This window comes from Nocardioides agariphilus, assembly GCF_015352445.1.
Classification (GTDB): Bacteria; Actinomycetota; Actinomycetes; order Propionibacteriales; family Nocardioidaceae; genus Nocardioides; species Nocardioides agariphilus.
Genome location: NZ_JADKPO010000009.1, coordinates 129,321 through 148,784, shown reverse-complemented (window position 1 = coordinate 148,784; position 19,464 = coordinate 129,321). Strand labels below are relative to the sequence as shown.

19 protein-coding genes and 1 tRNA gene are annotated in these 19,464 nt (G+C 69.5%); 8 read left to right on the top strand and 12 right to left on the bottom strand.

The features are described 5' to 3' along the window. Window positions 1-237 precede the first annotated feature (237 nt). The 6 genes from ISU10_RS23000 to ISU10_RS08870 all read left to right on the top strand — a co-directional run bounded on the left by ISU10_RS23000 (window position 238) and on the right by ISU10_RS08870 (window position 4,627). Window positions 238-609: a YciI family protein gene (locus ISU10_RS23000; protein WP_228500187.1), complete on the top strand. Its 372-nt coding sequence runs from the start codon at window positions 238-240 to the stop codon at window positions 607-609. After that, window positions 606-1,850, top strand: a complete 1,245-nt coding sequence (locus tag ISU10_RS08890; RefSeq protein ID WP_370865017.1) for an RNA polymerase sigma factor — start codon at window positions 606-608, stop codon at window positions 1,848-1,850. The genes ISU10_RS23000 and ISU10_RS08890 overlap by 4 nt, the downstream gene beginning before the upstream one ends. Window positions 1,851-1,891: 41 nt before the next feature. Further along, complete coding sequence (locus ISU10_RS08885; RefSeq protein ID WP_194696016.1) at window positions 1,892-2,572, top strand: VOC family protein; 681 nt, start codon at window positions 1,892-1,894, stop codon at window positions 2,570-2,572. A 9-nt stretch (window positions 2,573-2,581) separates the two neighbouring features. Continuing rightward, on the top strand, window positions 2,582-3,016 hold the full coding sequence (locus ISU10_RS08880) for a hypothetical protein (protein ID WP_194696015.1): 435 nt from the start codon (window positions 2,582-2,584) through the stop codon (window positions 3,014-3,016). Further along, window positions 3,013-3,792: a PaaI family thioesterase gene (locus ISU10_RS08875; protein WP_194696014.1), complete on the top strand. Its 780-nt coding sequence runs from the start codon at window positions 3,013-3,015 to the stop codon at window positions 3,790-3,792. The genes ISU10_RS08880 and ISU10_RS08875 overlap by 4 nt, the downstream gene beginning before the upstream one ends. A gap of 91 nt (window positions 3,793-3,883) precedes the next feature. After that, a complete protein-coding gene (locus ISU10_RS08870) occupies window positions 3,884-4,627 on the top strand; it encodes a DUF5995 family protein (protein WP_194696013.1) in 744 nt (247 codons plus the stop codon). A 246-nt stretch (window positions 4,628-4,873) separates the two neighbouring features. On the opposite strand, the gene ISU10_RS08865 is transcribed toward ISU10_RS08870, so the two are convergent. The 7 genes from ISU10_RS08865 to ISU10_RS08830 all read right to left on the bottom strand — a co-directional run bounded on the left by ISU10_RS08865 (window position 4,874) and on the right by ISU10_RS08830 (window position 9,114). Continuing rightward, window positions 4,874-5,503, bottom strand: a complete 630-nt coding sequence (locus ISU10_RS08865; protein ID WP_194696012.1) for a DJ-1/PfpI family protein — start codon at window positions 5,501-5,503, stop codon at window positions 4,874-4,876. Window positions 5,504-5,536: 33 nt separating this feature from the next. Next, window positions 5,537-5,950 (bottom strand): PaaI family thioesterase, encoded by a 414-nt coding sequence (locus ISU10_RS08860; protein ID WP_370865016.1) that lies wholly within the window; start codon window positions 5,948-5,950, stop codon window positions 5,537-5,539. 23 nt (window positions 5,951-5,973) lie between these two features. Continuing rightward, window positions 5,974-6,660 carry a hypothetical protein gene (locus ISU10_RS08855; protein WP_194696011.1) on the bottom strand — a complete coding sequence of 229 codons (687 nt, stop codon included), beginning with the start codon at window positions 6,658-6,660 and terminating at the stop codon, window positions 5,974-5,976. 6 nt (window positions 6,661-6,666) lie between these two features. Then, window positions 6,667-7,062 carry a hypothetical protein gene (locus ISU10_RS08850; protein WP_194696010.1) on the bottom strand — a complete coding sequence of 132 codons (396 nt, stop codon included), beginning with the start codon at window positions 7,060-7,062 and terminating at the stop codon, window positions 6,667-6,669. A 55-nt stretch (window positions 7,063-7,117) separates the two neighbouring features. Further along, complete coding sequence (locus tag ISU10_RS08845; protein WP_194696009.1) at window positions 7,118-8,293, bottom strand: hypothetical protein; 1,176 nt, start codon at window positions 8,291-8,293, stop codon at window positions 7,118-7,120. Between the two features lie 384 nt (window positions 8,294-8,677). Continuing rightward, window positions 8,678-8,750: transfer RNA gene (locus ISU10_RS08835), tRNA-Thr, on the bottom strand. Window positions 8,751-8,931: 181 nt separating this feature from the next. Beyond that, window positions 8,932-9,114 (bottom strand): hypothetical protein, encoded by a 183-nt coding sequence (locus ISU10_RS08830; protein WP_194696008.1) that lies wholly within the window; start codon window positions 9,112-9,114, stop codon window positions 8,932-8,934. A gap of 105 nt (window positions 9,115-9,219) precedes the next feature. Here ISU10_RS08830 and ISU10_RS08825 point away from each other — a divergent pair, with 105 nt between their 5' ends. Next, entirely contained in the window at window positions 9,220-10,134 is a 915-nt protein-coding gene (locus ISU10_RS08825) for a LysR family transcriptional regulator (protein ID WP_194696007.1), read from the top strand. Window positions 10,135-10,142: 8 nt separating this feature from the next. On the opposite strand, the gene ISU10_RS08820 is transcribed toward ISU10_RS08825, so the two are convergent. Genes ISU10_RS08820 through ISU10_RS08805 form a run of 4 tightly spaced genes read right to left on the bottom strand, consistent with a single transcriptional unit; the run spans window position 10,143 to window position 15,364 of the window. Beyond that, window positions 10,143-11,699 (bottom strand): alpha/beta hydrolase, encoded by a 1,557-nt coding sequence (locus ISU10_RS08820; RefSeq protein ID WP_194696006.1) that lies wholly within the window; start codon window positions 11,697-11,699, stop codon window positions 10,143-10,145. Next, entirely contained in the window at window positions 11,696-12,841 is a 1,146-nt protein-coding gene (locus ISU10_RS08815; RefSeq protein WP_194696005.1) for a DNA polymerase III subunit delta', read from the bottom strand. Before ISU10_RS08815 ends, ISU10_RS08820 begins: the two co-directional genes overlap by 4 nt. Beyond that, the gene (gene tmk, locus ISU10_RS08810) at window positions 12,838-13,479 is read right to left on the bottom strand and encodes a dTMP kinase (RefSeq protein WP_194696004.1); all 642 of its coding nucleotides are present in this window, start codon (window positions 13,477-13,479) and stop codon (window positions 12,838-12,840) included. Before tmk ends, ISU10_RS08815 begins: the two co-directional genes overlap by 4 nt. A 49-nt stretch (window positions 13,480-13,528) precedes the next feature. Further along, window positions 13,529-15,364, bottom strand: coding sequence for a bifunctional metallophosphatase/5'-nucleotidase (locus ISU10_RS08805; RefSeq protein WP_194696003.1), 1,836 nt, complete (start codon window positions 15,362-15,364; stop codon window positions 13,529-13,531). 118 nt (window positions 15,365-15,482) lie between these two features. Between ISU10_RS08805 and cax the strand changes: the two genes are divergently transcribed. Then, the gene (gene cax / locus ISU10_RS08800) at window positions 15,483-16,571 is read left to right on the top strand and encodes a calcium/proton exchanger (protein ID WP_370865015.1); all 1,089 of its coding nucleotides are present in this window, start codon (window positions 15,483-15,485) and stop codon (window positions 16,569-16,571) included. 190 nt (window positions 16,572-16,761) lie between these two features. Here the strand turns inward: cax and topA are convergent, their stop codons facing one another. Further along, window positions 16,762-19,428 carry a type I DNA topoisomerase gene (topA, locus tag ISU10_RS08795; RefSeq protein ID WP_194696002.1) on the bottom strand — a complete coding sequence of 889 codons (2,667 nt, stop codon included), beginning with the start codon at window positions 19,426-19,428 and terminating at the stop codon, window positions 16,762-16,764. Between the last annotated feature and the right edge of the window lie 36 nt (window positions 19,429-19,464).

Sequence of the window (19,464 nt, the reverse complement as noted above, 5' to 3'; positions counted from 1 at the left end):
GGTCTCTGCTGTGCCAGCCGATAGGTCCATGCGGTCAACGGGACCAACGTGATCCGAGCGGCCCGGTCCAGCGCATCGGGGTCATCCCCACCGTACCCCGCGAGCAACAGCTCGTCCTCGGGAGCGGGTCCACGGGGCTTCCAGGATCACGTCGGGGCAGGATGTCGAAAGCTGCTGATCGCGCTCGACGCATCGTCAGGTCTCGACAAGCTCGACCAGCGAAACGGAGGAGCACTGATGCGCTACATGGTGATGCTCTCGATGAGGTCCGACGTGGGACCGCCCCCACCTGGGCTGGTGTCGGCGATGGGCACGGCGATGAGCGAGGCCTTCGGCAGTGGTCTGATGATCGACGCGGGCGGGCTGATGGACGACCAGCAGACGACCTTCACGCTGCGCTCGGGCGCGCTGTCACGCACCGACGGACCGTACGCCGAGGCGAAGGAGGTTGTCGGCGGGTACGCCGTGCTCGACGTGCGTTCGCACGAGGAGGCCGTCGAGGCAGCGCGCCGCATGATGCAGGTGCACCTGGAACATTGGCCCGGCTGGGAGGGCGCCGCCGACGTACGCCGGATCGCCGGCCCCGAGGAGGGTCCACCGCCCACGTGACGACCACGCACGAACCGACACACGAGACCGTCGTCGCGGTCTGGCAGCTGGAGTCGCCCCGGATCGTGGCGGGCCTTGTGCGGATGACGCGCGATCTCGAGCTCGCCGAGGACCTCGCGCAGGATGCGCTCGTCTCCGCGCTGGAGACCTGGCCGCGCGACGGCATCCCGGCCAACCCCGGTGCCTGGCTGATGACCGTTGCCAAGCGCCGGGCGATCGACACGTTCCGCAGAGCGGATCGGCACCGTGCGGAGGTCGCGCGGCTCGGCCACGAACTGACGGAGGAGGACATGGCAGAGCTCGTCGACCAGGTCGACTACGTCGAGGACGACGTGCTGCGACTCATGTTCTTGACCTGCCACCCGGCGCTGACCCCGGAGTCGCGGACGGTGCTGACGTTGCGGCTCGTCGGCGGGCTGAGCGTGGAGGAGATCGCGCGTGGGTTCATGGTCAAGGAGACCGCTATCGGCCAACGCATCTCCCGGGCCAAGCGCACGCTGGCCGAGGCCGGCGCCACGCTCGAGATGCCCTCGGGCGCCGAGCGCGTCGAACGGCTCGACGACGTGATGGCCGTGGTCTACCTGGTCTTCAACGAGGGGTACGCCGCGACGTCCGGATCCTCCTGGATGCGGACCGACCTGTGCCTCGAGGCGCTCCGCCTCTCCAGGATGCTCGCGGCCCTGGCCCCCGCCGAGCCCGATGTGCACGGCCTCCAGGCTCTGCTGGAGCTGCAGGCCTCCCGTCTCCACGCGCGGATCTCGCCGTCCGGAGAGCCGGTCCTGCTCGAGGACCAGGACCGCGCCCGCTGGGACCACCTGCTGATCCGCCGCGGCCTCGCGGCCCTGTCGCGGGCCGAGTCCGCGGATGGCCCGGTGGGCGTCTACACGGTGCAAGCCGCCATCGCCGCCTGTCATGCCCGGGCCCGACGTGCGGCCGACACCGACTGGGTGCGCATCGCCGCGCTCTACGACGTGCTGTCCAGGGCGGGTGACAACCCCGCTGTAGAGGTCAACCGCGCGGTCGCGCACGGCCGGGCCTTCGGACCAGCCGCAGGGCTCGCCGTACTCGACGCCGTCGCGCCCCTTGACCAGACGGCCCACCAGTGGCACGCCGTCCGCGCCGACCTGCTCTCCCGCGCCGGCCGCCTCCCCGAAGCCGCCGCCGAGTTCCGCACCGCCGCCTCCCTGACCCACAACGACGCCGAACGTAGGTTGCTGCTCAGGCGCGCCGAGTCGCGATAGTCCCCAGCAGCCTGCCCGAGGCCTGGGTTAACGTCGGCCGCATGGCCCGATTCCTCGAGCTCTGCCTCGATACCGCCAACCCGGCCAGCGACATCGCGATCTTCTGGGCAGCCGTGTCCGGAGGACGTACGACGCCGCCGACGTCCCGCGGGCCCGCTGACGTGGTCGGCGACCACGAGCAGCACGGCATCTCCATCTGTCCGGTGCCGGAGCCCAAGACCGTCAAGAACCGCGTCCACCTCGACATCTACGCCAGCTCCATCGACGACCTCACGGCCCTCGGGGCGGAGGTCGAGCAGCCGGCCGAGGAGAGCGGCTTCAGCTGGACGGTGATGCGCGATCCCGAGGGCAATGAGTTCTGCGCGTTCCTGCGTCCCGAGCTGCCTGCCTACCGCATCCACGGCATCGTCGTCGACAGCGCCGACCCGGCCTCGATCGCCCGCTGGTGGGCCGAGGCCCTTGACGCCCGGGTCTCCGACAACGAGGAGCACGGCGGCGGCTGGTCGACGGTCCTCGGTGCCACCGAGGATCCCGTGCTGACCATGGACTTCGTGCCCGTCCCCGAGCCCAAGACCGTCAAGAACCGCATCCACTGGGACGTCGTCGGCACCGTCGAGGAGTTCCTCGACCGCGGCGCCACCCATCTGTGGGACCGACCGCGGTGGACGGTGCTCGCCGACCCCGAGGGCAACGAGTTCTGCGTGTTCCCCGAGCCGACGTGACGTGACGAGGTGAGCGACGTCGACCAGCCCGCACCCGAACACCGCCGCCCCGAGGGCGTCGATGACGTGACCGTCGAGGCCCTGGGCAAGCTGTCCGAGGCTCTCGAAGTCATCGAGAACGCGCGCGGCTACCTCTACGCCTTCCACCGCCTCACCGGCATGGGCGACCTCGCGCTCGGAGAGGCGGTCGACCTGCTGCGCGAGGCCGGCCATGACTCGCTCGCCGGCGAGCTCCAGTCGCGCCTCGTCGGACGCAACGTGATCGAGGGGCGCTGGACCTTCCAGGTCGTCGAGGAGTACGACGACGGCTACTACCGGCTGTTCAAGGAGCTGGAGGCCAAGGCCCGCGACCAGCTCGTGCTCGGCCGGCGACACCTGTTCGAGGCGGAGATGAAGGAAGCCCGGCGCACCCGCGGCAACCCCGACCACACGGCGCGGCCGTGAGCGCAGCGGCGCGGAGCGTGGTCCTGCCGGTCGTCGGCACCGGCCCCGAGGCGTTGCTGCGGATGGGTGAGCTGACCCTCGAGGACGGGGTCTACCGCGGCGCGATGCCGCTCGGGCCGTGGCTCGCGGTCCGCAGACGCACACCAGCCGGTGCGCTCGCCGTACTCGTCGACGACCTCCTCGCCTACGCGATCACCGAGGGTCTGCCGAGCGGACGCTGGTCGGTCAGCACCGAGATCTCGATCGACGTGCTGCGTCCGCTGCCCACATCAGGGCGCGTCTTCGTCAAGGTCCACCTGGTCGACTCCGACGACCAGGGTGGGTTCGCCTCGGGCAGCGTCAAGGACGAGTCCGGTCGGCTGCTCGCCGTCTGCTCGCAGCGCGGTCGCTACATCCGTGCGCCGGAGGGCCTGGTGGAGGAGGGCGCGTGGGGCGGTCCCCCACGTCCGGGCGACCTGGAGAGGTTGCTGGCGGTGCGCGCCGACGTACCCATGCCGACTACCGACGTGCTGGCCAACGAGGCCGACAACCTCCACGGCGGGGTGGCGATGTTCGCCTCCGACCTGGTCGCCGGCGCCCTGGCGCCCGAGCTGGTCACCGCGTCGATCCACATCGTCTACACGCGCGTCATCCCGATCGGCTCGTCGGTGCTGTGGCGTCCGAACATGCGTCACGCGGGCCGGTCGCTCACCGTCGTCGACGTCGACGGTGTCGTGGACGACCAGGTGTGCACGTCCGCTCGCGTGGTGCTGCACCGACCGGTCAGCGACGACTAGAAGGCACGCGCGGGCATCGCGCAGCGCACCTCGTCGGGGGGAGCCGAAAGTCCCGGTGGCCATGGAGCGACGTCCCGGCCAGACTCCTGCCATGGCCGTACCCGCCGGTGTCGCCGCCGTCGTCCGAGAGATGCAGGACCGACTCGACGCGATGCCGGGCGACTCTCCGCTGCGCGACTTCCTGAGCACCTACCAGCGCACCACGACCGCGGTCGGTCAGGCGATCACCGACGGGGTGTTCGCCGACGGCGAGTGGGTCGAGGAGTGGGACGTGGTGTTCGCCCAGCTCTACGTACGTGCGTACGACGCCCACATCGACGGCGGTCACGTGCCGCGACCATGGCGGATCGCGTTCGATGCGCCGGCCGACCTGCCCTCGCTGCGGAAGGTACTCCTGGGCATCAACGCCCACGTCAACTACGACCTGCCACAGGCACTGCTTGGCGTGATCTCCGACGCCGACTTCGCCGATCCCGTGCTGCTGGGCAAGCGCAAGCGCGACCATGAGGCCATCGACGGGGTCCTCGCCTCGCGGGTCGCGGCCGAGGACGACGAGCTGACCGCAACCGGCGGCAAGTCCCTGGTCGACCGCGTCCTCCAGCCCCTCAACCGGGTCTCGTCCAAGCGCTTCCTGCGCGAGGCCCGCCAGAAGGTCTGGCACAACACCCACGAGCTCCAGGTGGCACGCCTCGCCGGCCCCGCGCCGTACGACGTCCGTCTCGGTGAGCTCGAGCTCCTCAGCGCAGCCAAGGTCGCCGATCTCCTCGCCCCCGGCCAGGTACTCCTCCGCCTCGCCGTCGCCGGGTTTGGCGTCGTGCTGCCTCCTGCGGCCTGACGTGGGGATAGTCCGGTACGAACCGAACCCTGGCAAGCGCGTACGAGGGTTCGGTTCGTACCGGACTATCCCGTTTCCGGCGACCGGAGCGCGGCCGAGGGTGACCGTGCCCAACGCGTCGCCGGCCAGCACCGCACCTCGGCCTGGTCCGTCGCACCGGTACTCACCACGTGATGGTTGGTGACGATCAGGCCGTCGGCTCCGATCACGATGCCGGTGCGCGCCGCGACACGGCTGTGCGTCAGGTCAGACCGTGACAAGAGCAGCGGCTCGAGCCCGGTCCTCCTCGGCCCAGCGGTACATCATGTACTCCGCCACGTCGTCGGCCTCTTGAAGCCCGTGCAAGCGGGCGATCATGTGCAGGGCCAGGTCGATGCCGGCTGACACACCCGCGCCGGTGACGATGTGGCCGTTGTCCGCGACGCGGACGTCGCGGCGTACGGTCGCACCCGGCGCCATCTCCTGGAGCCTGTCGTAGCCCGAGTAGTGCGTGGTCGCCTCGAGTCCGTCGAGCAGTCCGAGCTGGGCCAGCACGTAGGCGCCGGTGCACACCGAGACCAGGTGCTCGACCTGCTGGTCCTGCTCGGCGACCCAGGCCATCGCCTTCGGGTTGTCAGTGAGCACGCTGGTGCGCCCACCTGGGACGAGCAGCATGAACAGGGGCGGGCAGTCGTCGAAGGAGTAGTTGGGCTGCACGATCATGCCGGTGTTGGCGCGGACCGGCCGCGCCTGCTCGGCGACCGTGAAGACGTTGAAGTACGCCTCCCCCGCCTCGCCTGTGACCCCGAACGCCTCGAAGGGTCCGCAGAAGTCGAGCACCTCGACGTCGTCGTGGACCAGGATCGCCAGGTTCTTCCGCAAGCTCGTCTCGGCCATGGCGCGGACGGTACGCCGGGTGCTCCGGAGCGGCTAACGACTTTCGGGGTAGAGGTTCTGCAGCCGCACCTGCCCGCGGGAGACCAGCCGGCCGTCGGAGTCGGAGCGGGTCTCGACGAGCCAGAGCTGCTGGAGGCGCCCCTGGTGCAGCGGCACGCCGACCGACGTGAGCTCCCCCTCGCTCACAGCCCGGAAGAAGTCGGTGTTGTTGTTGACCCCGACGACCTTCGCCCCGGGGTCGCGAGCCAGCGCCCAGTGCGCGCCACCGAGACTGCCGAGCGTCTCGACGACGCTGCAGTGCACGCCGCCGTGGACGATGCCGTACGGCTGGTGGTGCTTGGCACCCGCAGTCCAGTGCGCCTCCACCCGCTGCCCGCTCACCTCGGTGAGGTCGAGACCGAGGTACTCCACGAAGGTGCCGGGTGGGATCACGAAGTCGTCGTTCACGACCGACAGTCTGCCCACTGCCCCTACAGCCAGGTGAAGCGGCCGAACACCTCACGGAGCACGACGAGCTCCCCGGCGTACAGCACGGCGCTCGCGACGGGGACCCCGAGCAGCAACGCCCACGCCCGCGCACCCGAGCGCAGCGCCCACGCGACCGCGACCGCGACGAGTGCGACGAAGACGGCCACGACGACCAGCTCGTCGTCGCGTCCGCTGTAGCGGTACTGGAGGAGGCCGTCGACCACGGGCACGGCGACCAGTCCGCACCATGCCATGTCGGCGGCCAGCCGCGATGATCCTCCGGAGACGCCGCCCAGGATCCCGGAGATGGCTCCGATCGCGGCGCCGGCGGCCAGGAAGGTCCGGCCGCGGTAGCCGCCGTCCATGAGGGTCGACCACGGCACGTCGTGCACGACCCCGAGCCACAGGTAGTAGGACGCCAGGCTGGCGACCAGGGCGCCCGAGCCCAGCACTGCCGACAGCCACCACCGGCCGCCGAGCCGGCCGGCACCGAACGACAGCGCGAGCCACAGCGTGGCCGCGGTGAACAGGCAGACGCCGAACGACCCCCACCGCAGCCCCTCGTCGCCCAGGATGCCCAGGGCCGCAGCGGCGAGGAGGCAGGCCACGCTCTCGAAGATCACCGACCTTCGCACTGGTCGTGGCTGGTTGACCTCGACTACTGCGCCGGGTGCGACCTCGTTCGTCACGTCAGCTCAGGCTCCGGGGCACTCGACCATCAGCACCGGACGCCATCCGAGGTAGCCCGTGTCCGCGGTCAGTTCAGCGAAGCGGAAGGTCACCTCCTCGTCGTTGCGGGAGGAGAACCCGGGATGCGCCGGCTCGAGGCACTCCGGCCAACCGCTCTCGTGCGTCGTACCCTGCGGGTCGACCCAGCGGACGCTGTCTTCGACGGCATAGGTCCATCCGTCGACCCGGAAGCTGAGCAGCCGGTGCGGACCGGTCTCATCGGCCGCGACTCCCGACAGGTTCACCGTGGCCGTGTGCCAGTTGGCCCGCTCGGCGCCCCTGACCCCGAGGTAGTAGCCACCGGCGGCGAGCAGCAGCGCGAGAGCGATGAGGACGACGATCTGTCGGCGACCGAGAGACATGCGCGCACCCTAGTCGGCGCGTCGGCCGGATTAGCCCGCCAGCTCGTCCTTCCGCTCAGAGGTAGTAGCCGAGTACGTCGACGAGGAAGTGCGTGGACCCTCCGGTGGCATAGATCTTCAGCTGACGCGTCGCGCTGAGTCCCGTGGTCAGGCCGACGGCGTGCTTCTGGTTGGCGCCGTACCAGACCAGCGAGGAGATCGCCGGCCTCCGCCGCGTCGCAGGGAAGGCCACGAGGCTGCCCTTGCCGGACGTCGAGAGTGCGGTGAGCACGTGGTGCACCGCCGTCGCCTTCGAGGGGATGGTCGAGCCAGAGATGGTGACCGTCCGCGTCTGGCCGGCGGCGAGCTTGCCGCCGGTCTTGCGGGAGTCGAAGGCGCGGAAGCCGTCGACCACGTGGAAGGAACCAGCACTCTTGGCGCCGGCCACCTTGCGCCACACTCCCGGCGATCCCGGCTCGACGCAGATCCAGACGCCGCTGCCGTTGGCGTCGTTGAGCACGTCCCCGCGCCGGAACGTGCCCGTGGACGGTGGGGCCGCCTGGACGCCGTTCAGCGCAAGGAGCCCGGAGTCTCCCGACGCCCAGAGTGCCGGAGCGTCCGTGTCGTCGGTTTCTCCGATGACGCCGGCACCGTCGGCGTCCTTGGCACGGCCGCGCAGCCCGACCTTGCCTCTGCCTTGCATGCCGTCGCCGTTGCCCTCGCCGAGCACCGCGGGCCAACCGTTGTCGGCCGGGCCGCGGGCGATGCCGTAGAGGCCGCAGCGGACCGAGTCGCCGACGACTCCGTAGAACGAGTCCTGCACAGCGACCCCGAGGACGCCGGTGGTCCAGTTGCCGATGCCCAGCCCGCGCGCGTGGCCCACGACCGCGGACGGAAGCGGCACGCTGTTGAGGCCGTTGTCGGTGAAGGCCAGCCCGTAGCCCGCACTGCTGCCGGTCACGGCGACACCCGTCGGCAGGGTTGCGGTTTGGCCCCCGGCGTTGCCGATGAGGAGAGCGTCACCGTTGGCGGCTGAGGCCGGCGAGACCGCCATCTGCGCGAGCCCCGCTCCACCGAGACCGGCGACGGTGAGCTTGAGGACATTGCGGCGACTGCGCTTGGCGTCGATATCGTGTGAGACCGCCCGCGTCTCGGGGTGCGCCGGACGTTGCCCTCCGAGCTGGCCTCGTAGAGTGGCGACCTCGCTGCGCAGGGCTTCGATCTGGGCCTGGAGCTCCTCGGTGCTGGGCATGAGCCACCGTCAAGCACCTGGCCGAACCCTGTCAAGCAGGAACCGAGCCGGCGTGCCTGGCAGCGAGTCGAACCGGATGCGCTCGGTCGGGTGGACGGCAGCGTGCCGGCGATCGACCGACCGACGTTTCGAGTGCACGACCTGAGGCACACCTGTGCCTCGCTGTGGCTCGGTGCCGGCGTGGACCCCAAGGTCGGGCACCGGATCTTGGGACACGCGTCCGCCGCGATGACGATGGACCCTCTACGGGCACCTCTCCGGCCACAATTCTGGGCAGCAACAGAGACGGTCGGCTGCACCACAGGAGCACCACAGCCAGTCGGTGCCGGGGAATGCGGAAGCCCCAGGAGAGGTGCAGGGCCTCTGGCCTGGGGCTTGGAGCTGAGCCGCCTGTCGGAATCGAACCGACGACCTATTCATTACGAGTGAATCGCTCTACCGACTGAGCTAAGGCGGCGTGCTGCCCGGACCTGGGTCCGGGCAACCCGCCGAGGATAACGGACCTGGATGTGGCCCGCCGAATCACGGTGGCCCCAACGCTCGCCGGGTCTCGAGACGGTCGCTGCGCGACCTCCTCGACCAACGGGCGGAGGTCTCGAGACGGTCGCTACGCGACCTCGTCGACCAGCCAGGGGCGCTCAGGCAGCGACGAGAGGGGTCTCGTCGACGTGGCCGGCAGCACCGGTGAGCCAGGTCTGCTCGGAGCCACACCAGCAGACGTAGCTGACGAGGATGCCGTGGTCGGTGTTGGTCACACCCGTGATCTGGCTCGGGAAGATGAGCTGCGTGCGGTCGCAGGTCGCGCAGTGACGGTCGAACATGGGGTGACCTCCTTCAGGTCATCGACGATGCCGTGATCACCAGTCTCACCGACCTCGCTCCATAGGGGTAGCCTCTCTTTCCAAGAGATCCTCAAGGGAGTTCCTATGCTTTCACTGCATCAGTTGCGCTGCTTCCTGACGGTCTACGAGCTGGGCTCGCTGACGGCAGCAGCCGACGAGCTCGGCTACGCGCAGCCATCGATCTCCGAGCAGGTCAGATCCCTGGAGAAGTCGCTCGGGGTTCAGCTGTTCAGGCGCGTCGGCCGAGGCGTCGTACCGACCACGGTCGCCGACACCTTGCGACCGCATGCCGAGGCCACCATCGCGGCTGCCGAGGAGGCGCGGCGAGCGGTCCAGCGCGTGAAGGCCTTCGAGACCGGCACGATCAGGTTCGGGATGTTCGGCAGCGCCCGGCTCTACGTCAGCGCCGGACTGGTCACCGACGTGCTGGAGCGCTATCCAGGGGTGCGCGTCGAGATCATCGGCCTGAACTCCTCCGAGGTGATGGACGACCTGCGACGGGGACAGATCGAGGCCGCACTGATCGCCGCGCCGCCCACCAGCGAAGGTCTCGAGGTGCTGCCCGTCGCGCGCGACGAGATGGTCTACGTCTCGATGGACGCGAGTCGTACGGCGACCCCGGTCACCGCCCGCCGCCTGGCCGAGGCACGGCTGGTGCTGGCCGACACCAGCTACCGGGCGACCGACTCGATGCGCACCGCTCTGCGCAAGATGCTCCACGAGGCCGGCCACAACCCGCAGACCCGGATCGAGGTGGAGGACGTGGAGACCGCGATCGAGCTGGTCGGCCGCGGCCTGGCCGACACCGTCGTGCACCAGGGCGCGGCCAAGGAGCTGGTGCCTCGCCTCGCGCCGGGCGCCTCGTGGACCAGCCTGCGGCCCCGCCAGTACGAGACCTTCGCGATCGTGCACCGCGTCAACGCCACGCTCTCCCCCGCCGCCCAGCTGATGATCGAGCTCGCCGTGCAGCGGATCCGCGACGTGGCTGAGCCGCTCTGACGCTGCGATCAGCAGGAGAGCCCGTCGCGGGGCACCGTGCCTTCGACCAGGTAGGACTCGACGGCGCGGTCGACGCAGTCGTTGCCGGAGTTGTAGCCGGTGTGGCCGTCGCCGTCACGGGTGACGAGCACGCCGGACTCGAGCTGGGAGGCGAGGGCGACCGACTCCTCCAACGGCGTGGCGGGGTCGCGCGTGGTGCCGACGACGACGATGGGGGGCGCTCCGGCGCCGTCGATGACGAGCGGTTGACGCTTGACGCCGCGAGCCGGTGGCCAGTCGCGGCAGGTGATCAGCGACCACGCGAAGGCTCGCCCGAACGTTGGCGAGGCCTTCTCGAAGGCGGGGTACTCGGCGGGCACCTCGGACGGCTTGATGCCGGAGGGGTCATCGAGGCAGCTGATCGCCGGGAACGCCTCCATGATGTTGGAGTCGAAGGTGCCGTCGGACTGACGGCCGGAGTACTGGTCGGCCAGTAGCAACAGGGCCGAGCCGTTGCCGTCGAACGCTGCCCTCAGGGCTTGGCTGAGCACGATCCAGGCCTCGCGCGAGTAGAGCGGGGTGATGATCCCGGTGATCGCCAGTGCTTGGGTCAACGGCCGGTCGGTGCCGGTGTCGAGCGGTCGGGTGTCGAGGTCGTCGAGGAAGTCGCGGATCCGTTGCAGGCCCCCGTCGACCGAGTCGCCGAGGAAACAGGAGTCGGTGACGTCGAGGCAGTTGGCGACGTAGGCGCGCAGCGCGGTCTCGAACCCCTTGGCCTGGGTCAGGGTGGCGTCACGCACGCTCAACGTCGGGTCGACGCCACCGTCGAGCACGAACCGCCCGACCCTCTCGGGGAACAGCTCGGCATAGGTCGCGCCGAGCTCGGTGCCGTAGGAGAAGCCGAAGTAGCTGATCACCCGCTCGCCCAGCACGGCCCGGAGGACGTCCATGTCGCGCGCGGTCTCCTCGGTCGAGATGTGGGAGGCCAGCCGGCCGGACAGCTGCGTGCAGCCCCGGCCGAAGCCACGGACCTCCTCGGCGTAGTGCTCGACCTGGGTCGGCGACGAGGGCTCGGAGTCGGCAGACAAGTAGTCGTCGAGCCCCGCGTCGGTCAGGCAATCGACCGGATCGCTGCGCCCGGTGCCCCGTGGGTCGAAGCCGACGATGTCGAACCCGCGCAGCAACGCCCTGCCGAAGTAGCTGCCCGCGTTGGCGGCCACGCCTGACCCAGCAGCCCCCGGACCTCCCGGGTTGACCAGCATCGAGCCGATCTTGTGGTCGGCGTCGTCGGCCGGCCGACGCACGAGGTTGAGGGAGATCGACTCCTGCTGCGGGTGGGCGTAGTCGAGCGGGACATCCATGGTCGCGCACTGGTCGGCGCCGCACGGCCGCCAGACCACCCGCTGCTCGTAGTACGACCTCATTGACGCCACGGGGGCTTGCTGGGCTGGCGGCGCGTCGGCGGGTACGGCGATCGGAACGGGGTCATAGGAAGGTCCAACGCTGCGGGCGATGAAGAACGCCGCGACGCCGACGCCGGAGAGCGCAAGCACGATGACGAGCAGCAGCGCGACCGCACGTCTCACCGGCTGCCCTCGGGCACCTTCAAGGCGAGCATCATGCTCTCGAGGGCGAGTGGGACGGGGACGTTGAACTCGAGCATCTGCTCGCGCGCATCGAAGATCCAACGGATCCGGCGCAGGTTGAGCTCGGGCGTCGAGCTGCGCACCACCTCGACGATGTCGCCTCGGATCTCCTCGTTGACCAGTGCGCCCGTCGAGCCGGTCGCCTCGGAGATGGCGTCGCGATAGACCGACACAAGATCCATCAGGCCACGGTCGACCACATCGAGGTGACGGCGCTTGGCCCGGGTCTTCTGAGCCCGCTCGAGCGCAGCCACGGCTGGCGCGTAGTCACGGGGGCGACGGCCGCGCTCGACGACGCCGTAGGTGGTGTCGAGGTCGGCCTTCTCACGCTCGTCGAGCCGCGAGGTGATGAGGTCGGCCTCTTCCTTGGTCACCTCGGCGAGGTTGGCGGCGGCGATCATGCAGGCACCGAGCGAGGTCAGCTTGGCGGGGATGGTCACGACCTCGCGGCGGCGGTTGCGGGTCGCCTCGTCCCTCGCCAGAGCCCTGGCTCGCCCGATGTGGCCCTGGCTGGCGCGCGCGGCGTAGGCCGCGAGTCCCTCGGCGACGCCGTCGCGGCGCACCAGGAACGCCGCCACGTCCGCGGCCGTCGGCGTGGCCAGGGTCAGCAGGCGACAACGCGAGCGGATGGTCGGCAAGACGTCTTCGACGGTGGGGGCGCACAGCATCCAGACCGTGCGCTCGGTGGGTTCCTCGATGGCCTTGAGCAGCGCGTTGCAGGCGTGTTCGGTCAGCCGGTCGGCGTCCTCGACGATCATCACCTGCCACCGGCGCCCGACCGGGGCCAGCGCCGACCGGCGCACCAGGTCGCGCACCTCGTCGACCCCGATGGAGAGCTTCTCGGTGCGGACGATGGTGATGTCGGCGTGGGTGCCGGCCAGCACGGTGTGGCAGGAGTGGCACTGCCCGCAGCCAGCCTGCTCGCACTGCAGTGCGGCCGCCAGCGCGATCGCCGCGTTGGACCGGCCCGAGCCCGGCGGTCCGGTGAACAACCACGCGTGGCTCATGCCGTGGCCCGAAGCGGCCTCGCGCATCGCCTCGATGGCGTGCGGCTGACCGACCAGGTCGTCCCACACCGTCATGACTTCGTGGCCTGCTCGAGAAGTGGTCGGACCCGCTCGGCCACCGCTGCCGCGACGACGTCGACCGGGAGCCGGGCGTCGAGGACGAGGTAGTGGTCGGGATCGCGACCTGCCAGGTCGAGGAACGCCTGCCGCACCCGCTCGTGGAACTCGACCGACTCACCCTCGATCCGGTCGCGCTCGGCGAACCTCCCGAGCCCGTGATCGGGCGCCAGGTCGAGGACGACGGTCAGGTGCGGCCTCAGGTCGTGGGTGGCCCAGCGCGCGACGTGCTCGACCTCGTCGCGGTCGAGCGGGCGGCCCACCCCTTGGTAGGCGATCATCGAGTCGACGTAGCGGTCGGTGATCACCACCTCGCCGCGGTCGAGGGCTGGTTGCACGACCTGGCGGATGTGCTCGGCCTTGTCGGCGGCGTAGAGCAGCGACTCGGTGCGGTCGGACAACTCGCCGGTCGACGGGCTGAGCACGATGTCGCGCAGCGTGCGCCCGACCTGGGTGTCACCCGGCTCGAAGGTCAGGCAGACGGCATAGCCCTCGGCCTCCAGCCACGCAGCCAGCGCCTTGGACTGCGTGGACTTGCCCGAGCCGTCGCCACCTTCGAAGCAGACGAAGACGCCGAGCGCGGAGTACAGAGCCATGGTGCGCCAGACGCTACCCGGCCGCGCCGACGGCCCGCCGCGGAGATCCTCAGGTGATGGTCATGGGCGTCTGGTCGTACACCAGTCGCCAGTCCATCGACGCGAACTGCGCCGGGTCGATCTCGCCGTTGGCGACCACCCAGTCGATGAGCAGCTGCCGGATCTCGACCTGCGCGTTGTAGACCACCGGGGCGTCCTTGATGTGCGGGAAGTTGCCACCGCCACCTTGGCGGTAGTTGTTGACCGCCATCACGAACTCCTGGGCCGGGTCGAGTGCGGCTCCGGCGTACTGCAGGTTCGTGATCCGCGAGCCGACCGGCTGGGCAAGGTCGATGTCGTAGGTCAGGCGGTCCTCGAGCCCCGCGACGATGTCGTAGTTGTAGTCAGGCGTGCCCGTGGGCGCGCTCGGCGTGACGGCTCGGATCACGTCGTCGATCGCGACCGGCCCCGCGTTGTCCACCGCCTTGAAGTAGTTGGCCGAGAACTCCAGGTAGTCCTTCACCTGGGCGCCGGTCACCCGGCTGCCCAGCAACGTGTTGTCGAAGATGTAGAGCCCTGCCACGTCGCGGATCGTCACGTCTCCCTGGGGGAACGACGCCCCACGGTTGAACGGCGCCGCGATCGACAGCATCGGCAAGGCCGCGTCGGCCCCCGTCAGGGCCGCCCTGACCGTGAGCGCCTGCACGTAGTTGACGAAGTCGATGATCGGCGTGTCCTCGACGACCGCCCGGTCGGCCGACATCGCGACCGTGGAGGTGCCCACCACGGAGTTGACGTAGTCGATGACCGTGTCGTGCTGCTCCTGCACCGCAGCGGAGACATCCGGATCGGGCTCAGCGGTGTTGGTCGGCAGCGTCGTCGAGGTGATCGGTCCGACGAGGGACCAGCGCCTGCCGTGGCGTTCGAGCTCCATGTCGAACACGGCGACCTTCTTGCCCCAGAAGAGCGGCTCGCAGAGCACGACCTGCTTGCCCTCGGTCACCAAGCTGTCGACCACCCGCGTCGGGACGTCGAGGTGGGCGTGCCCGACCAGGATCGCGTCGACGCCGGCCACCTCCTGCGCGACGAGGGTGGCGGCGTTCTCGGGGTAGGGCAGCGCGTCGCCGTACGACGAGGACGTGTTGGGGCCGGAGTGGGCGCTGACGATCACGACGTCACAGCCCTTGGCCTTGAGCTCGGGCACGAACTTCTTGGCCTGCTCGACCAGCCCGGGGAACTCCATCTTCCCCTCGACGTTGGCGTGGTCCCAGATGGCGATGCCAGGGTTGGTGAGGCCGAGGATGCCGACGACCAGGTCGGGGGCGCGGTCGACCTTGATGCGCTTGATGATGTACGGCGCGAACACGGGCCGCTTGGTCACCGGGTCGACCGCGTTGGCACCCAGCAGCGGGAAGTTCAGCTGCGACTCGAAGGTGCGCAGCAGCGGGATGCCGTAGTTGAACTCGTGGTTGCCGAGAGCCGCAGCGTCGTAGCCGATGAGGTTCATCGCCCGCGCCATCGGGTGGATCACGTTCCCCCCGATCGGCTGCACCTTGGCGTAGTAGTAGGCCAGTGGCGTGCCCTGGATCGTGTCGCCTGCGTCGAGCACGAGGACCGGGTGGTCACGTGCAGCGCGCTCGCGGTCGATGACGGTCTTGACCTTGGCGACGCCGATGTCGTTGTGGGCGGAGTCGTCGAACTCGGTGTCCTTGTAGTAGTCCCAGTTGAAGACGTTGCCGTGGAGGTCGGTGGTGCCGAGCACCGACAGCTTGATGGTGCGGCTGCTGCTTCCGGGGCTGCCTGCGGCCGTCGCGGGAGAAGCGGTGGCCGTGGTGGCTGCCGTGGCGGCGACTCCGGCGGCGCCGGCGACGACCGCGCGGCGAGTGGGTTGCGGTGGTGTGGACATGGGTCTCCCCTCCCGAATGGTCCGAATATCCCGACGTGTCTATCACGCCGGAGGATCGCAGCCACCTGGTGGCCGGGATCCTCCGAACCGATCGGCCCGGCGTACTACCGTGCGTCGGGTGACGACCGCGACGGCCCACCCCGTTCTGATCAGGTCCGACAAGCTGATGCTGGGCGGCGGCGCGGTGCTGATCGTCGCCTCCGGTCTGGCGCACTACGCCGGATGGGCCAGTGGGCTTGCGTTCGTGCTGGCCGCGGCGGCGATGAGCGTGCTCGCGGCGTTCGTGGGCTTGTGCGTCGAGCAGCTCGGCGATCGGTTCGGACCCGGAGCCACTGGCGTCCTGCAGTCGGCGCTGGGGAACCTGCCCGAGCTGTTCATCTGCATCTTCGCGTTGAGGGCCGGGCTCGTCGACGTCGTACGCGCGGCTCTGATCGGCTCGATCCTGGCCAACCTCCTGCTCGTGCTCGGGCTCGCGTTCCTCGTCGGCGGCCTGCGCCACGGCACCCAGCAGCTCGGCTCCGAACGCGCCCGCACCATCGTGGTCCTGATGACGCTCTCGGTGATCGCGATGACGATCCCGTCCTTGACGCACCATCTGCACACGCCGGCCGAGCAGCACGAGGCGACGTTCTCGGTGATCGTCTCGATCATCCTGCTGGGGCTGTTCGCGTTGTCCTTGCCATTCTCCCTGCGGCGCGACACGTCCGGTACGTCCGAGTCGGTGGCACCGGAGAAGGAGGCGCCGCGCTGGCCGCTGTTCCTGGCGATCGGGATGCTCGCCGTCGCCGGCGCGGCAGCCGCGTTCGTGTCGGACTGGTTCGTCGCGGCGCTCGAGCCGTCGATGGAGTCTGCCGGCATCTCGGAGGCTTTCGCCGGACTGGTGATCGTGGCCATCGCGGGCAACGCGATCGAGAACGTGGTCGGCATCCAGCTCGCGGCCAAGGGCCAGTCGGAGTACGCCTTCTCGGTCGTGCTGAACAGCCCGATCCAGATCGCGCTGGTGCTGGCTCCCCTGCTGGTGTTGATCAGTCAGGTCTTCGGGCTGGCGTCGTTGACCCTCGTCTTCTCGCCGCTGCTGGTCGTCGTGCTCGTGGTGTCGGTCTTGCTGGCCGCGATGATCGCACTCGACGGCGAGTCGACGTGGCTGGAGGGTGCGACGCTGGTGGCGCTGTACGCCATCATCGCCACCGCCTTCTGGTGGGGGTAGCCCCTTGCCCGAGCTTGCGAGGAACGAGCGACGCGTCTCGAAGCCCGGTGAGAGGGAAGCAGGCCTGAGACGATGGTTTCGAGACGGTTGCTAGCGCAACCTCCTCAACCAACGAAGGCGCAACCTCCTCAACCAACGAAGGCGCAACCTCCTCAACCAACGAAGGCGCAACCGCCTCAACCGGCGGGGACTAGGCCTTCTTGGTCGCCCTCTTCTTCGCGGTCTTCTTGGCGGGCGCCTTGCGCGTGGCCTTCTTCGCCGTCTTCTTGGCGGGGCCGCGCTCGCGGCGCTCGGCGAGGAGCTCGGCGGCCCGCTCGAGGGTGATCGACTCGACGGTGTCGTCCTTGCGGAGGGTGGCGTTGTATTCGCCATCGGTGACGTACTCGCCGAAGCGACCGGACTTCACCACCACCGGCTGCTTGGACACCGGGTCGTTGCCGAGCTCCTTGAGGGGAGCTGTCGCAGCGCCGCGACCACGCTGCTTGGGCTGGGCGTAGATCGCCAGCGCCTCGTCCTCGGTGATGGTGAGCAGCTGCTCCTCGGAGGCGATGGTGCGCGAGTCGGTGCCCTTCTTGAGATAGGGCCCGTAGCGGCCGTTCTGGGCGGTGATCTCGACGCCCTCGGCGTCATGGCCGACCACGCGCGGCAGCGAGAGCAGCTTGACCGCGTCGTCGAGGGTGATCGTGTCGATCGACATCGACTTGAACAGCGAGCCGGTGCGCGGCTTGTCGGACTTCTTGGCGTCGTCGGGCAGCACCTCGGTGACGTAGGGCCCATAGCGGCCGTTCTTGGCCACGACAGTGCGGCCGGACGTCGGGTGCTGTCCCAGCACCGTCTCCTCGCCGGCGGGGGTCGCGAACAGCTCGCGCGCCTTCTCCAGCGTCAGCTCGTCGGGAGGAAGGTCGTCGGGCACGTTGGCGCGCCGACCCGTCGGGTTGCCCTCGTCATCGGGGCCCTCGAGATAAGGGCCGTAACGACCCACGCGCAGCACGATCCCGCTGTCAGGACCGCCGACCGGGAAGGTCGCCAGCTCCTTGGCGTCGATCTCGCCGAGCTCGGTGACCAGCGTGTGGAGACCGACGATCTCGTCATTGCCGTAGTAGAACTCGGCCAGTTCGGAGTTGCGGTCGCTCTCTCCTGCCGCGATCTCGTCGAGGACGTCCTCCATGCGGGCGGTGAACTCGTAGTCGATCTGCCGTGCGAAGTGCTCCTCCAGCAGCCGCACCACGGAGAACGCGATCCAGGCCGGCACCAGCGCCGTGCCCTTCTTGTAGACGTAGCCGCGGTTGATGATCGTGCCGATGATCGAGGCGTACGTCGACGGGCGACCGATCTCGCGCTCCTCGAGCTCCTTGATCAAGGTGGCCTCGGTGTAGCGGGCCGGCGGCTTGGTCTCGTGGCCCTGCGCGGTCAGCGACGCGGCGTTGACCGCCTCGCCCTCGGCAAGATCGGGCAGCGGCACCTGGTCGTCGTCGCTGCGTTTGCCGCCCTCGGTGCCCTCGACGTACGCCTTGAGGAACCCGTGGAAGGTGATCACGCGGCCGGACGCGGCGAACACGACGTCACGACCGTCGCTCGCAGCGCCACCGATCCGCACGGAGACCGACTGTCCCGTCGCGTCCTTCATCTGCGAGGCGACCGTGCGCTGCCAGATCAGCTCGTAGAGGCGGAACTGGTCGCCTGTCAGCCCGGTCTGGCCAGGAGTGCGGAACGCGTCGCCCGACGGGCGGATCGCCTCGTGTGCCTCCTGGGCGTTCTTGACCTTGGAGGCATAGGTGCGCGGGGCGTCGGGGAGGTACTCCGGCCCGTAGAGCTGGCTGACCTGGTTGCGGGCCGCGGTGATCGCGGTCTCGGACAAGGTGGTGGAGTCCGTGCGCATGTAGGTGATGTGGCCGCCCTCGTAGAGACGCTGCGCCACCGACATCGTCACCGATGCGCTCATGCCGAGCTTGCGGCTGGCCTCCTGCTGAAGGGTGGTGGTGCGAAACGGCGGGTAGGGCGAGCGGCGGTAGGGCTTCGCCTCGACCGACCGGACGGAGTAGGACGTGTCGTGCAGAACCTCGACCAGGCGTTCGGCGCCCGCGCGGTCGAGGTGGACCCGGTCCCCGCGCTTGCTCTTCAGCTCGCCGTCGGGGCCGAAGTCCGAGCCACTGGCGACGCGCGCCTCGTCGATGGAATGCAGTCGCGCCGGGAACATCCGGGGCTCCTTGCCGGAGCCCGCGTCGAAGGTGCCCTCGAGGTCCCAGTAGGACGCGACGCGAAAGCGCATCCGCTCGCGCTCGCGGTCGACGACCAGGCGCGTGGCCACCGACTGCACGCGGCCGGCCGACAGGCCGGACATGACCTTCTTCCAGAGGACCGGCGAGACTTCGTAGCCATAGAGGCGGTCCAGGATGCGCCGTGCCTCCTGTGCCTCGACAAGGTCCTCGTTGATGTTGCGTGGGTTGGCGACCGCTTCGAGGATCGCCTTGCGGGTGATCTCGTGGAAGACCATCCGGTGCACCGGGATGCCCTTGGGCTTGAGCTCGTCGAACAGGTGCCAGGCGATCGCCTCGCCCTCGCGGTCCTCGTCGGTGGCGAGGTAGAGCTCGTCGGCGTCCTTGAGCAGAGACTTGAGCTTGGAGATGTGCGCCTTCTTGTCGCGCGGCACGACGTAGTAAGGCTCGAAGCCGTTCTCGACGTCGACCGCGAGCCGCCCCCACGGCTTGTCCTTGATCTTGGCCGGGGTATCGGCAGCGCTTTGCGGGAGGTCGCGGATGTGGCCGATCGAGGACTCGACGACGTAGTCGTCGCCGAGGAAGTCGCCCAGCATCTGGGCCTTCTTCGGTGACTCGACGATGACGAGCTTGTGTGCCACTGGCTGTTCTTTCTCCTGGTTGCCCGCCTCCCGATC